This is a genomic window from Streptomyces sp. NPDC054961 (assembly GCF_053609145.1).
Map to the genome: position 1 here is coordinate 94,005 of NZ_JBSGWY010000021.1, position 12,267 is coordinate 106,271.

Consider the following 12,267-nt stretch of genomic DNA (forward strand, 5'->3'; position numbering starts at 1 on the left):
CGGCGGACGTCACGGGGTCCCGGTCGGATCCTCGCCCCGGTCCAGAGCCTTCCACAGGTCCTCCGGCCGGTCCGGGTCCACCACGGCCGCCCTGCGGGACCGTGACCGGCCGGGACCGCCGTCGCGCTCGTAGCGGCCGCCCATCGCCGGCCAGGCGTGCCCGCACCACAGGGCGAGCACTCCGGCCACCAGGATCAGCGCCGCACCGGCGGCCGTCACGTAGGGCCAGGCCGTATGGGTCAGTCCGGCCACCTGCGCGGCCGTGTCCGCCGTCGTGCGGGCGGCGGCCGCGTCCAGGGCCTCACGGCCGTCGGCGTACGCCAGGGCGGCGAGCGCCGCGCCCAGGCCGCTCAGCGCCAGCAGCGCCGAGACCAGCAGCCGGCCCCGTCCGCGTACGGCGAAGACGGCGACCAGGGCGGCGAGGCCGACGATGGCGAGGGCGGCGGGCACGCCCGTGACCGCCCGCCCGTCGGCGCTCAGCGGCAGCGAGCCGCCGCCGATGGCGGCGGTGCCCCGGGCCCAGACGCGGCCGGAGGCGAGCAGGACGACGGTGGCGCCCAGGGCGCCGAGCAGCAGGGCGGCGGCCACGCTGCGGCGGCCGCCTCCCTGGTCCCTCCCGGTTTCGGGATCGGGCCCGGAGGCGGCGGCGTCATCGGTTCGGGGCGGGGGTACGACACTCACGCACCCCACTATCCCCTACCCGCTCAGGCGTCGTGGAGGCGGTTCGCCGCTGCGACCGCGCGCAGCACCGCGGCGGCCTTGTTGCGGCACTCCGCGTCCTCCAGCTCGGGCACCGAGTCCGCGACGACTCCGGCGCCCGCCTGGACGTACGCCGTGCCGTCGCGCAGCAGCGCGGTGCGGATGGCGATGGCGGTGTCGGAGTCCCCGGCGAAGTCGAGGTAGCCGACGCAGCCCCCGTAGAGGCCGCGGCGGGTGGGCTCCAGTTCCTCGATGATCTGCATGGCGCGCGGTTTGGGCGCACCGGACAGGGTGCCGGCCGGGAAGCAGGCGGTGAGGACGTCGAAGGCGCTCTTGCCCTCGGCGACGCGGCCCGTCACGGTCGAGACGATGTGCATCACGTGCGAGTACCGCTCGATCTTCATGAACTCGACGACCTCGACGGAGCCGGGCGCGCAGACCCGGCCCAGGTCGTTGCGGCCGAGGTCGACGAGCATGAGGTGCTCGGCGCGCTCCTTGGGGTCCGCCAGCAGTTCCTCGGCGAGCTCCTGGTCCTGCTGCGGGGTGGCGCCGCGGTGCCGGGTGCCGGCGATGGGGTGGACCATGGCCCGGCCGTCCTCGACCTTGACCAGCGCCTCGGGGCTGGACCCGACCACGTCGAAGCCGTTCTCGAAGCGGAAGAGGTACATGTACGGGGACGGGTTGGTGGCCCGCAGGACCCGGTAGACGTCGAGCGCGGAGGCCCGGCACGGGGTCTCGAACCGCTGCGAGGGCACCACCTGGAAGGCTTCGCCGGCCCGGATCCGCTCCTTGACGTCCTCGACGGCGGCCTGGTACTTCTCGCCGCCCCACAGGGCCGAGTACGGCGGCAGCTCGGCGTCGGGCAGCGGGGCCGGGACGTACGGGGCGGGCCGGGCCAGGTCGGCCTCCATGGCGTCGAGCCGGGCGACCGCGTCGGCGTAGGCCTCGTCCACGCCGGTGTCGAGGTCGTTGTGGTTGATCGCGTTGGCGATGAGCTGGACCGTGCCGTCCCAGTGGTCCATGACGGCCAGGTCGGAGGTGAGCAGCATGGTCAGCTCGGGCAGCCGCAGGTCGTCGGTGGTGTGCTCGCCGATGCGCTCCAGGCGGCGCACGATGTCGTAGCCGAGGTAGCCGACCATGCCGCCGGTGAAGGGGGGCATGCCGGAGGCGAGGTCGCGGGGCGTGTGCAGGGCCTCGATGGTCAGGCGCAGGGCCTCGAGAGGGTCTCCGGAGGTGGGGACGCCGACGGGCGGGGTGCCGATCCAGTGGGCCTGGCCGTCGCGGACGGTCAGGGTCGCGTCGGAGCGCACGCCCACGAAGGAGTAGCGCGACCAGGAGCGGCCGTTCTCGGCGGACTCCAGCAGGAAGGTGCCGGGGCGCTCGGCGGCCAGCTTCCGGTAGAGGCCCACGGGGGTGTCTCCGTCGGCCAGCAGCTTGCGGCTGACGGGAACGACGCGGCGGTCTGCGGCGAGCTTGCGGAACGTCTCAAGATCCATTGCGTGAAACTACCTAGCTAGTCGGCGTCGCTGAGCAGGACATCGGCATCGAAACACGTCCGGGCGCCGGTGTGGCAGGCCGCGCCGACCTGGTCCACCCGGACGAGGAGGGTGTCGGCGTCGCAGTCGAGGGCCACGGACTTCACGTGCTGGAAGTGGCCGGAGGTGTCGCCCTTCACCCAGTACTCCCGGCGGCTGCGCGACCAGTACGTGCAGCGGCCGGTGGTCAGGGTGCGGTGCAGGGCCTCGTCGTCCATCCAGCCGAGCATGAGCACCTCGCCGGTGTCGTACTGCTGGGCGATGGCCGGGACCAGACCGTCCGCGGAGCGCTTGAGGCGGGCGGCGACGGCGGGATCGAGAGAGGACGTACTCATGGACGCCATTGTGCCGGGCCGGCGCGGTGATCACGGAGTCCTGTCCGCCTGATGGGCGGCCGCGGGACGGGTTCCAGCCGTAGGCTGGCAGGCATGTCTACCCATGCGAAGCGTGAACGACTGCTCCTTGCCGACCTGTTGGAGTCGGCCGGCCCCGAGGCGCCGACGCTGTGCGAAGGCTGGCGCACGCGGGAGCTCGCCGCCCACGTGGTCGTCCGGGAGCGCCGCCCGGACGCCGCGGGCGGACTGCTGCTGAACGTCCTGAAGGCCCGCCTGGACAGGGCGATGGAGGAGTACGGGGCCAAGCCGTACGAGGAGCTCATCCAGCTGATCCGCACCGGGCCGCCGAAGATGTCGCCGTACGCGCTCAAGCAGCTCGACGAGGTGGCGAACGCGGTGGAGTTCTACGTCCACTCGGAGGACGTCCGGCGTGCCCAGCCGGACTGGTCCCCGCGGGCGCTGGACCCGGTCTTCTCCGACTCCCTGTGGTCCCGTCTGGAGAAGCTGGCCCGCCTGACCGGCCGCCGCTCCCCCGTGGGCCTGGTGCTGCGCCGCCCGAACGGCCAGACGGCGGTCGCCCACAAGGGCGCGCCGGTGGTGACGGTCACCGGCGAGCCGGGCGAGCTCACCCTGTTCTGCTTCGGCCGCCAGGACGCCGCCGCGGTGGAACTGGACGGCCCGAAGGAAGCCGTCGCGCGGCTCACGGTCGCCCGCCTGGGGATCTGAGCGCGGCCTCAGCCGAACGCGAGCTCGGCGCGGCGGACGGCCGGCGCGGAGGTGCCGACGACCGCGCCGGCCATGCTCACCGCCGCGCCCGCGAGGAACACCGGCGTGACCCCCCACAGGTCCGCCGCGAAGCCGAAGACCGGGTACGCGAGCGGCGCCAGGCCCACGGCCGTGAAGGCCATCACGGAGCTGACCCGCCCCAGGTACGAGGGGTCCGTGGCCGTCTGGATCAAGGCGATCGCCAGGCCTCCGCAGATCCCGCAGACCAGACCCGTCAGCACGGCCAGCGCGACGGCCACCGCCAGGCTCGGTGCCAGGGCCAGGCCGCCGATGCCCGCCGAGCCGACGATCAGGGTGAGGTTCTGGACCGCTCCGGCCCGGGGGAACCGGGGGACGAGGGTGAGCACCAGCGCGCTCGACGCCGCGCCCAGTCCCATGGCGCCGACGATCCAGCCGACCCCGCCCGGCCCCCAGCCGCGCTCCTCGCAGACCAGGATCAGGCCGAGCGTCAGCGGGGCGGAGGTGCCGATCTGGCTGAGCGCCCCGGACAGGACCAGCGGGCCTATCAGCCCGTGCCGACGGATGTACCCGAGCCCCGACCGGAGCTGACGCCACGGGGTCTGCCCGGCCGCGCCGTCCGCGCCGGTACCCGCGCCGTCCGCGCCGGTACCCGCGCCGTCCGCGCCGGTACCCGCGGCCCCTGCCGCGGCCGCCTCTGCCGGGGGTGAGATCCGTACCGCCACCAGCAGCGCCAGCGAGAGCCCGAACAGCGCCGACGCGACCCCGAAGGCCGCGGCCGGGCCTCCGAGGCCCATCGCGAGGCCCGCCGCCGGCGGCCCGGCGGTGTGGCCCACGCGTTCGGCCAGGCTGCGCAGTCCCTGGACCCGGACCAGCTGCCCCGGCCCCGCGATCCGCGGCGGGAGGGCGCCGACGGCCGGCAGGAACAGCGCGTCCACGACGCCGAAGACGAGCGCGACGAGGACCAGTACCCACAGGCCCGGGGAGGTGAACGCCAGCAGGAGCGCCAGCGCCAGGACCGCCGCGCAGCGCACGGCGTCCGAGGAGATGACGACCAGCCGCGGGCCGAAGCGGTCGGCGACGACCCCGCCGCCCAGCATGAGCAGCGCCCGCGGCACCGCGCCCACGGCCATGACCACGCCGACCTCCGCCGGCCCGGCCGTCCGGGCCGCCGTCCAGCCGAGGGAGAGGAAGTAGATCCCGTCCCCGACGAGCGACGCCCCGTAGGCGGCCAGCCAGCGCAGGACATTGGCGTCCCGCCAGACGTTCCGGCTCAACTGGCCCCCCCCGGGCGCATCTCGGCGAACGGCGCACGACCACCGGCCGCGGACCGACGGTCAGGGACCGACGGCCCACGGCCCACGGCCCACGGGCCACCTCAGCGGACCGGGTGGCCCGCCTCCCGCAGCGCTTCCTTGACCTGCCCGATGCGCAGGTCGCCGAAGTGGAACACCGACGCCGCGAGCACCGCGTCGGCGCCCGCCGCGATCGCCGGCGGGAAGTGCGCGAGCTCGCCCGCGCCGCCCGAGGCGATCACCGGGACCGTGACGTGCCTGCGCACGGCCGCGATCATCTCGGTGTCGTACCCGTCCTTGGTGCCGTCGGCGTCCATCGAGTTCAACAGGATCTCCCCGGCGCCCAGTTCGGCCGCCCGGTGGGCCCACTCGACGGCGTCGACCCCGGCGCTGCGCCGGCCGCCGTGGGTGGTCACCTCGAAGGAGCCGGACGCGGTGCGGCGCGCGTCCACGGACAGCACGAGCACCTGGCGGCCGAAGCGCTCCGCGATCTCCCGGATGAGCTCGGGACGCTCGATGGCGGCGGTGTTCACGCCGACCTTGTCGGCGCCGGCCCGCAGCAGCTTGTCCACGTCGTCGGCGGTGCGCACGCCGCCGCCCACGGTCAGCGGGATGAAGACCTGCTCGGCGGTACGGCGCACCACGTCGTACGTGGTCTCGCGGTTGCCCGAGGACGCGGTGATGTCGAGGAAGGTCAGCTCGTCGGCGCCTTCGGCGTCGTAGAGCTTGGCCATCTCGACCGGGTCGCCGGCGTCGCGCAGGTTCTGGAAGTTGACTCCCTTGACGACCCGGCCGTTGTCGACGTCCAGGCAGGGGATCACCCGTACGGCCAGGGTCATGCGGAGGCTCCTTCGACCGGACCGGCCTGGCCGGCCGGCCCGAAGGCCTCGACCTCCACCTCGACGACCATGCTCGGCTCGACGAACCCGTTGACGATGATCATCGTCGTGGCGGGGCGGATCGCGTCGAACAGCTCCTTGTGGGCGCGGCCGACCTCCTCCACGTCCCGGGCGTGCGTGAGGTACAGCCGGGTGCGGACCACGTGCTCGGGGCCGAGCCCGGCCTGCTCCAGGGCCGTGAAGGCCACGCGGAAGGCCTTGACCGTCTGGTCGTACGGACCGCCCGCGTCGGCCCCGGTGCAGCCGGAGACCAGGACCAGCCCGGTGGGGAGCTGTACCGCCCGGGAGTAGCCGATGACGTCCTCGTACGGGCCGCCGGAGGAGATGCGTCGGATGTCGAAGCTCATGCGGAGACCACCTTCAGGGCTTCTTCGAGCGTGAACGCCTTGGCGTACAGGGCCTTGCCCACGATCGCGCCCTCGACCCCGTCCCCGACCAGCGCGGCCAGTGCGCGCAGGTCGTCGAGGGAGGAGATGCCGCCGGAGGCGACGACGGGCCGGTCGGTGGCGGCGCAGACGTTCTTCAGCAGCTCCAGGTTGGGGCCGGTGAGGGTGCCGTCCTTGCCGATGTCGGTGACGACGTACCGGGCGCAGCCCTCGGAGTCCAGGCGCGCGAGGGTCTCGTAGAGGTCCCCGCCCTCGCTGGTCCAGCCGCGGCCCTTGAGGGTGGTGCCGCGCACGTCCAGGCCGACCGCGATCCGGTCGCCGTGCTCGGCGATGGCCCTGGCGGCCCACTCGGGGGTCTCCAGCGCGGCGGTGCCGAGGTTGACGCGGGTGCAGCCGGTGGCGAGGGCCGCCGCGAGCGACGCGTCGTCGCGGATGCCGCCGGACAGCTCGACCTTGATGTCCATGGCGCCGGTGATCTCGGCGACGAGCGCGCGGTTGTCACCGGTGCCGAAGGCGGCGTCCAGGTCGACCAGGTGCAGCCATTCGGCGCCGGCGGACTGCCAGGCGAGGGCGGCCTCGAGCGGGGAGCCGTAGGAGGTCTCGCTGCCGGACACGCCGTGGACGAGGCGGACGGCCTGACCGTCGCGGACGTCGACCGCGGGGAGGAGTTCCAGCTTCGCTGCGGGCACGGTCATCAGAGGGTCTCGATCCAGTTGGTGAGGAGCTGGGCGCCGGCGTCTCCGGACTTCTCGGGGTGGAACTGGGTGGCCCACAGGGCCCCGTTCTCCACCGCCGCGACGAACCGCTCGCCGTGCGTGGCCCAGGTGACCTTGGGGGCCTTGATCAGCGGGTTGGTGACTTCCAGGGACCAGTCGTGGGCCGCGTAGGAGTGCACGAAGTAGAAGCGGGCCTCGTCGTCCAGGCCGGCGAAGGCCTGGCTGTCGGCGGGGGCCTCGACGGTGTTCCAGCCCATGTGGGGGACGATCGGGGCCTTGAGCGGGCCGACCGTGCCGGGCCACTCGTCGAGGCCCGGTGTCTCCACGCCGTGCTCGATGCCGCGCTCGAAGAGGATCTGCATGCCGACGCAGATGCCCATGACGGGGCGTCCGCCGGACAGGCGGCGGCCGATGATCCAGTCGCCGCGCGCCTCCTTGAGGCCCTGCATGCAGGCGGAGAAGGCGCCGACGCCGGGGACGAGGAGTCCGTCGGCGTCCATGGCCTTGTCGTAGTCGCGGGTGATCTCCACGTCCGCGCCGGCGCGCGCGAGGGCGCGCTCGGCGGAGCGGACGTTGCCGAAGCCGTAGTCGAAGACCACGACCTTCTTGGTGGGGCTGACTGCGCTCATTCCCACATCCCCTGGATCCGCAGGACTCCGGCGGCGAGGCACATCGCGGAGCCGATGGCGAGCAGGATGACGACCGAGAGGGGCATCTTCTGCTTCTGGAAGGAGTAGACGCCGCCGGCCAGGAAGAGGCCGAGGACGATCAGTATCGTGTTGAGCCCGTTCACGCTAGAGGGCACCCTTCGTGGAGGGCAGGATGCCGGCGGCGCGGGGGTCGAACTCGGCGGCGTAGCGCAGGGCCCGGGCCAGCGCCTTGAACTGGCACTCCACGATGTGGTGCGCGTTGCGGCCGTAGGGCACGTGGACGTGCAGCGCGATCTGGGCCTGCGCGACGAAGGACTCGAAGATGTGCCGGGTCATCGTCGTGTCGTACGAGCCGATCATCGGCGCCATGTTCTCGGGCTCGGTGTGCACGAGGTAGGGGCGGCCGGACAGGTCGACGGTCACCTGGGCGAGGGACTCGTCGAGCGGCACCGTGCAGTTGCCGAAGCGGTAGATGCCGACCTTGTCGCCGAGGGCCTGCTTGAAGGCGGCGCCGAGCGCGAGCGCGGAGTCCTCGATGGTGTGGTGGCTGTCGATGTGCAGGTCGCCCTCGGTCTTGACGGTGAGGTCGAAGAGGCCGTGGCGGCCGAGCTGGTCGAGCATGTGGTCGTAGAAGCCCACGCCCGTCGAGACGTCGACCTTGCCGGTGCCGTCGAGGTTTATCTCGACGAGGACCGAGGTCTCCTTCGTGGTCCGTTCGACCCGTCCGATGCGGCTCATGCGTGCTGCTCCTTCTTCAGTGCGCGAACCGCTTCCAGGAACGCGTCGTTCTCGGCCGGGGTGCCCGCGGAGACCCGCAGCCAGCCCGGTACGCCGTTGTCCCGGACCAGGACGCCCCGGTCGAGGATCTTCTGCCAGGCGGTGTGGGAGTCGTCGAACCGGCCGAACTGGACGAAGTTCGCGTCGGACTCGGTCACCTCGAAGCCGATCCCGCGCAGCTCGGTGACCAGGCGGTCCCGCTCGGCCTTGAGCTGCTCGACGTAGCCGAGCAGGGTGTCGGTGTGCTCCAGGGCGGCCAGCGCGGTCGCCTGGGTGACGGCCGACAGGTGGTACGGCAGCCGTACGAGCTGCACGGCGTCGACCACGGCCGGGTGGGCGGCCAGGTAGCCCAGGCGCAGTCCGGCCGCGCCGAAGGCCTTGGACATGGTCCGGGAGACCACCAGGTTCGGGCGGCCCTCGATCAGCGGCAGCAGCGAGTCCCGGTGGCTGAACTCCACGTAGGCCTCGTCGACGACGACCAGGCTGGGCCGGGCCGCCTGCGCGGCCTCGTAGAGGGCCAGGACCGTCTCCGCCTCGACCGCGGTACCCGTGGGGTTGTTGGGCGAGGTGATGAAGACGACGTGGGGCGCGAGGGAGGCGATCGCCTGCTCGGCGGCCTCCACGTCGATGGTGAAGTCCGCCCGGCGCGGGCCGGAGACCCAGTCCGTCCCGGTGCCGCGCGCGATCAGCGCGTGCATCGAGTACGAGGGCTCGAAGCCGATGGCGGTGCGGCCGGGCCCGCCGAAGGTCTGCAGCAGCTGCTGGAGGACCTCGTTGGAGCCGTTGGCGGCCCATACGTTCTCGCGCGCCACGGCGTGCTTGCCGGTGCGGGTGAGGTAGGCGGCCAGCTCGGTGCGCAGCTCGACCGCGTCCCGGTCGGGGTAGCGGTTGAGGGTGCGGGCCGCCTCGGCGACGCGCTCGGCGATGCGGGCGACGAGCGCCTCGGGGAGGCCGTACGGGTTCTCGTTGGTGTTCAGCTGGACGGGCACGTCGAGCTGCGGGGCGCCGTAGGGGGTCTTCCCGCGCAGTTCGTCCCGGATGGGGAGGTCGTCGATGCCGAGGGCCGCGGTGTCCTGGGTGCCCGCGGTGTCTTCGGTGCCCGCGCCGCCGTCGGCGCCGGGGCTGTCCACGCCGGCGGTGTCGTCGCTCATGCCTGCGGCACCTTCCAGCCGAAACGGGCCTTGAGGGCCGCGCCGTGTGCGGGCAGGTCCTCCGCCTCCGCCAGCGTCACCACGTGGTGGGTGACCTCGGCGAGGGCGTCCCTCGTGTAGTCGACGATGTGGATGCCGCGCAGGAAGGACTGCACGGACAGGCCGGAGGAGTGGCAGGCGCAGCCGCCGGTGGGCAGCACGTGGTTCGACCCGGCGCAGTAGTCGCCGAGCGAGACCGGGGACCACGGGCCGACGAAGACGGCGCCGGCGTTGCGCACGCGGGCGGCCCAGGCGGCCGCGTCGGCCGTCTGGATCTCCAGGTGCTCGGCGCCGTACGCGTCGACGACCTTGAGGCCGTCCTCCAGGCTGTCGACCAGCACGATCGCGGACTGGCGGCCGGCCAGCGCGGGCTTGATCCGGTCCTCCACGTGCTTGGTGGCCGCGACCTGCGGCTCCAGCTCCTTCTCCACGGCCGCCGCGAGCTCCGCGCTGTCCGTCACCAGGACGGCGGCGGCCAGCGGGTCGTGCTCGGCCTGGCTGATCAGGTCGGCGGCGACGTGCACGGGGTCGGCGGTGGAGTCGGCGAGGACGGCGATCTCGGTCGGGCCGGCCTCCGTGTCGATGCCGATCTTCCCGGTGAAGTAGCGCTTGGCGGCGGCGACCCAGATGTTGCCGGGGCCGGTCACCATGTTCGCCGGGGGGCACCCGTCCGGGCCCGTGGTCCCGTACGCGAACATCGCGACGGCCTGGGCGCCGCCGGCGGCGTACACCTCGTACACGCCGAGCAGCGCGCACGCGGCGAGGATCGTCGGGTGCGGCAGACCGTCGAACTCGGCCTGCGGCGGGGACGCGAGCGCGATCGACTCGACGCCCGCCTCCTGGGCCGGCACGACGTTCATGACGACGGAGGACGGGTACACCGAGCGGCCGCCCGGGGCGTACAGCCCCACGCGCTCCACCGGAACCCACTTCTCGGTCACCGTGCCGCCGGGCACCACCTGGGTGGTGTGCTCGGTGCGGCGCTGGGCCCGGTGCACGATCCGGGCGCGCCGGATCGACTCCTCGAGGGCGGCGCGGACGGCCGGGTCGAGCTGTTCGAGAGCGGCGTCGATCGCTTCGACGGGCACCCTGACCTGGGCGAGGGTGACCCCGTCGAACTTCTGCGCGTAATCGATCAGCGCCGCCGTTCCACGATGATGGACGTCCTCGCAGATGGGCCGCACCTTCTCCAGGGCGGCTTCCACGTCGAACTCGGCACGGGGCAGCAGATCGCGCAGGGCGCCACCCTCGGGGAGGGTGTCGCCGCGCAGGTCGATACGAGAGATCACCTCCCAATTCTCTCAGACCGCCTCACGCCACCGTCCGCCCGTATCACTGGCTGATACACGCCACGGACGTTCCCGGATGTCGCGGCCGCCCTCTAGCGTTCGGGGGATCGCGGTGACGTCCGCCGCGACAGCGGAGGGGGGCCGCCATGGCCGCAGTACGTCAGGACGGGGAACCGCCCGATCTCACCGACCCCGAACAGCGGATGTGGAGCGCGTACCGCACGGGCAGCGTCTGCGATCTCAGCGCCGGCACGGCCGACCGGGACGATCCGCACGCCGATACGGCCTGGGGTCCCGAGCGCAGCGTCCGCGCGGGGGTGGTGGCGCTGCTGCTGCTCCACGGACCGGGGCCGGTGCCGGGCCGGGTGGCCTCGCTGAAACTGCGCGGGGTGCGGATCACCGGACGGCTCGACCTGTCCGGGGGCACGGTCGACCCGTACGTGGAACTCCAGTCCTGCCGCTTCGACGGCGAGATCCAGCTCTCCGAGACCCGCTTCGGCACGCTGCGGCTGGTCAACTGCGCGATCCCCCGGCTGGACGCGGCGCGCCTGCACACCGAGGGCGATCTGCACCTGCCGCGCTGCCGGGTGGCGCGCGGGATCCGGCTGACCGACGCGCAGATCGGCACCGACCTGCTGATCAGCGAGGCGGTGGTGCGGCGGGACAGCAAGGGCCGGGCCGTGGCGGCCGACGGGCTGTCGGTCGCGCAGGACTTCCAGGGCGAGCTGCTGCGGACGTACGGGGAGGTGAGCCTGCGCGGCGCCAAGGTCGGCGTGTCCATGAACCTGCGCGGGGCGCGCCTGAGCAACTCCCACGGGCGGCGCGCGCTGAACGCGCCGCAGCTCACCGTCGAGCGCACCCTGTACCTGACCTCGATCGCGCAGGCCTACACGGCGGGCGATTTCGACTCCTCCTCCACTCCCCCCTACGGGCTGGGTCCGACGCCCGTGCGCGGGCAGCGGGCGCGGCCCTTCGAGTGCCGGGGCGGGCTGCGGCTGGACGACGGCCGCTTCGGCGACGCCGTCGACTTCTACGGCGCCCGCTTCGTCCTCGCCGCGGACCAGGAGGTCTCGCTGCGCCGGATCCACACCCCGGAGCTGCGGTTCGTGGGCGAGCGGCCGGAGCTGGGACGGGTGGTGGTGTCGGGGGCCCGGGTGGTCAAGCTCGTCGACACCTCCACGAGCTGGCCGGGTCCGGGCCGGGTCTCCCTGGAGGGGTTCGGCTACGAGAACCTCGCGCCCCGGGGGCACTTCCCCTTCGCCCGCCGGCTGGAGTGGCTCGAGGCGGCCACGACCGAGTACTCCCCCGAGCCGTACGAGCGCCTCGCCGCCGTGCTCCGCGCCTCGGGGGAGGACGCGGACGCCCGGGAGGTGCTGCTGGCCAAGCAGCGGCGCAGGCGGGCGACGCTGCCGCCGGGGCTGCGCGCGTGGGCCCGGCTCCAGGACTGGACGGTGGGCTACGGCTACCGGCCGGGGCGGGCGGCCCTGTGGATGACCGTGCTGTGGGCGGCGGGCGCGCTGCTGTTCTCCCTGCATTCGGCGCCGGCGCCGATCAAGGCCGAGGAGCACCCGGACTGGAACGCCCCGCTGTTCGCCCTGGACCTGCTGCTCCCGGTGATCGACCTGGGCCAGCAGGACCAGTGGAATCTCAAGGGCGGCTGGCAGTGGTGCGCGGCGACGCTGGTGATCCTGGGGTGGATCCTGGCCACGACCGTGGCGGCGGGCGCGTCCCGCCTGCTGAGGCGGGGGTGAC

At 73.4% G+C, this 12,267-nt stretch carries 14 protein-coding genes; 2 read left to right on the top strand and 12 right to left on the bottom strand.

Going from position 1 to position 12,267, the window contains the following annotated elements:
• Window positions 1-9 precede the first annotated feature (9 nt).
• The 3 genes from ACWF9Z_RS20210 to hisI are packed head-to-tail and all read right to left on the bottom strand — an operon-like array spanning window position 10 to window position 2,578.
• A complete protein-coding gene (locus ACWF9Z_RS20210) occupies window positions 10-690 on the bottom strand; it encodes a TIGR02234 family membrane protein (RefSeq protein WP_453603868.1) in 681 nt (226 codons plus the stop codon).
• Between the two features lie 14 nt (window positions 691-704).
• On the bottom strand, window positions 705-2,195 hold the full coding sequence (locus tag ACWF9Z_RS20215) for an anthranilate synthase component I (RefSeq protein WP_453603870.1): 1,491 nt from the start codon (window positions 2,193-2,195) through the stop codon (window positions 705-707).
• A 17-nt stretch (window positions 2,196-2,212) separates the two neighbouring features.
• A complete protein-coding gene (gene hisI, locus ACWF9Z_RS20220) occupies window positions 2,213-2,578 on the bottom strand; it encodes a phosphoribosyl-AMP cyclohydrolase (protein ID WP_453603872.1) in 366 nt (121 codons plus the stop codon).
• Window positions 2,579-2,662: 84 nt separating this feature from the next.
• Between hisI and ACWF9Z_RS20225 the strand changes: the two genes are divergently transcribed.
• Window positions 2,663-3,295 (top strand): TIGR03085 family metal-binding protein, encoded by a 633-nt coding sequence (locus tag ACWF9Z_RS20225; protein ID WP_453603874.1) that lies wholly within the window; start codon window positions 2,663-2,665, stop codon window positions 3,293-3,295.
• An 8-nt stretch (window positions 3,296-3,303) separates the two neighbouring features.
• On the opposite strand, the gene ACWF9Z_RS20230 is transcribed toward ACWF9Z_RS20225, so the two are convergent.
• The 9 genes from ACWF9Z_RS20230 to hisD all read right to left on the bottom strand — a co-directional run bounded on the left by ACWF9Z_RS20230 (window position 3,304) and on the right by hisD (window position 10,515).
• The gene (locus ACWF9Z_RS20230; protein ID WP_453603876.1) at window positions 3,304-4,590 is read right to left on the bottom strand and encodes an MFS transporter; all 1,287 of its coding nucleotides are present in this window, start codon (window positions 4,588-4,590) and stop codon (window positions 3,304-3,306) included.
• 101 nt (window positions 4,591-4,691) lie between these two features.
• Window positions 4,692-5,447, bottom strand: a complete 756-nt coding sequence (gene hisF / locus ACWF9Z_RS20235) for an imidazole glycerol phosphate synthase subunit HisF (RefSeq protein WP_356659924.1) — start codon at window positions 5,445-5,447, stop codon at window positions 4,692-4,694.
• Entirely contained in the window at window positions 5,444-5,854 is a 411-nt protein-coding gene (locus ACWF9Z_RS20240) for a RidA family protein (RefSeq protein WP_453603878.1), read from the bottom strand. The genes hisF and ACWF9Z_RS20240 overlap by 4 nt, the downstream gene beginning before the upstream one ends.
• Window positions 5,851-6,588, bottom strand: coding sequence for a bifunctional 1-(5-phosphoribosyl)-5-((5-phosphoribosylamino)methylideneamino)imidazole-4-carboxamide isomerase/phosphoribosylanthranilate isomerase PriA (priA, locus tag ACWF9Z_RS20245; protein ID WP_453603880.1), 738 nt, complete (start codon window positions 6,586-6,588; stop codon window positions 5,851-5,853). Before priA ends, ACWF9Z_RS20240 begins: the two co-directional genes overlap by 4 nt.
• A complete protein-coding gene (gene hisH, locus ACWF9Z_RS20250; RefSeq protein ID WP_453603882.1) occupies window positions 6,588-7,238 on the bottom strand; it encodes an imidazole glycerol phosphate synthase subunit HisH in 651 nt (216 codons plus the stop codon). The genes priA and hisH overlap by 1 nt, the downstream gene beginning before the upstream one ends.
• Window positions 7,235-7,402, bottom strand: a complete 168-nt coding sequence (locus ACWF9Z_RS20255; protein ID WP_453603883.1) for a hypothetical protein — start codon at window positions 7,400-7,402, stop codon at window positions 7,235-7,237. The genes hisH and ACWF9Z_RS20255 overlap by 4 nt, the downstream gene beginning before the upstream one ends.
• A 1-nt stretch (window position 7,403) precedes the next feature.
• Window positions 7,404-7,997 carry an imidazoleglycerol-phosphate dehydratase HisB gene (gene hisB, locus ACWF9Z_RS20260; protein WP_453603885.1) on the bottom strand — a complete coding sequence of 198 codons (594 nt, stop codon included), beginning with the start codon at window positions 7,995-7,997 and terminating at the stop codon, window positions 7,404-7,406.
• Window positions 7,994-9,187: a histidinol-phosphate transaminase gene (locus tag ACWF9Z_RS20265; protein WP_453603887.1), complete on the bottom strand. Its 1,194-nt coding sequence runs from the start codon at window positions 9,185-9,187 to the stop codon at window positions 7,994-7,996. The genes hisB and ACWF9Z_RS20265 overlap by 4 nt, the downstream gene beginning before the upstream one ends.
• The gene (hisD, locus tag ACWF9Z_RS20270) at window positions 9,184-10,515 is read right to left on the bottom strand and encodes a histidinol dehydrogenase (RefSeq protein ID WP_453603888.1); all 1,332 of its coding nucleotides are present in this window, start codon (window positions 10,513-10,515) and stop codon (window positions 9,184-9,186) included. Before hisD ends, ACWF9Z_RS20265 begins: the two co-directional genes overlap by 4 nt.
• Window positions 10,516-10,661: 146 nt before the next feature.
• Here hisD and ACWF9Z_RS20275 point away from each other — a divergent pair, with 146 nt between their 5' ends.
• Complete coding sequence (locus ACWF9Z_RS20275) at window positions 10,662-12,266, top strand: oxidoreductase (protein WP_453603890.1); 1,605 nt, start codon at window positions 10,662-10,664, stop codon at window positions 12,264-12,266.
• Window position 12,267 lies beyond the last annotated feature (1 nt).

Excerpts from the sequence above, each read along its gene's own strand:
- ACWF9Z_RS20215 (WP_453603870.1), bottom strand. The coding sequence starts at position 2,195 with ATGGATCTTGAGACGTTCCGCAAGCTCGCCGCAGACCGCCGCGTCGTT.
- hisI (WP_453603872.1), bottom strand. The coding sequence starts at position 2,578 with ATGGCGTCCATGAGTACGTCCTCTCTCGATCCCGCCGTCGCCGCCCGC.
- ACWF9Z_RS20225 (WP_453603874.1), top strand. The coding sequence starts at position 2,663 with ATGTCTACCCATGCGAAGCGTGAACGACTGCTCCTTGCCGACCTGTTG.
- hisF (WP_356659924.1), bottom strand. The coding sequence starts at position 5,447 with ATGACCCTGGCCGTACGGGTGATCCCCTGCCTGGACGTCGACAACGGC.
- ACWF9Z_RS20240 (WP_453603878.1), bottom strand. The coding sequence starts at position 5,854 with ATGAGCTTCGACATCCGACGCATCTCCTCCGGCGGCCCGTACGAGGAC.
- priA (WP_453603880.1), bottom strand. The coding sequence starts at position 6,588 with ATGACCGTGCCCGCAGCGAAGCTGGAACTCCTCCCCGCGGTCGACGTC.
- hisH (WP_453603882.1), bottom strand. The coding sequence starts at position 7,238 with ATGAGCGCAGTCAGCCCCACCAAGAAGGTCGTGGTCTTCGACTACGGC.
- hisB (WP_453603885.1), bottom strand. The coding sequence starts at position 7,997 with ATGAGCCGCATCGGACGGGTCGAACGGACCACGAAGGAGACCTCGGTC.
- ACWF9Z_RS20265 (WP_453603887.1), bottom strand. The coding sequence starts at position 9,187 with ATGAGCGACGACACCGCCGGCGTGGACAGCCCCGGCGCCGACGGCGGC.
- ACWF9Z_RS20275 (WP_453603890.1), top strand. The coding sequence starts at position 10,662 with ATGGCCGCAGTACGTCAGGACGGGGAACCGCCCGATCTCACCGACCCC.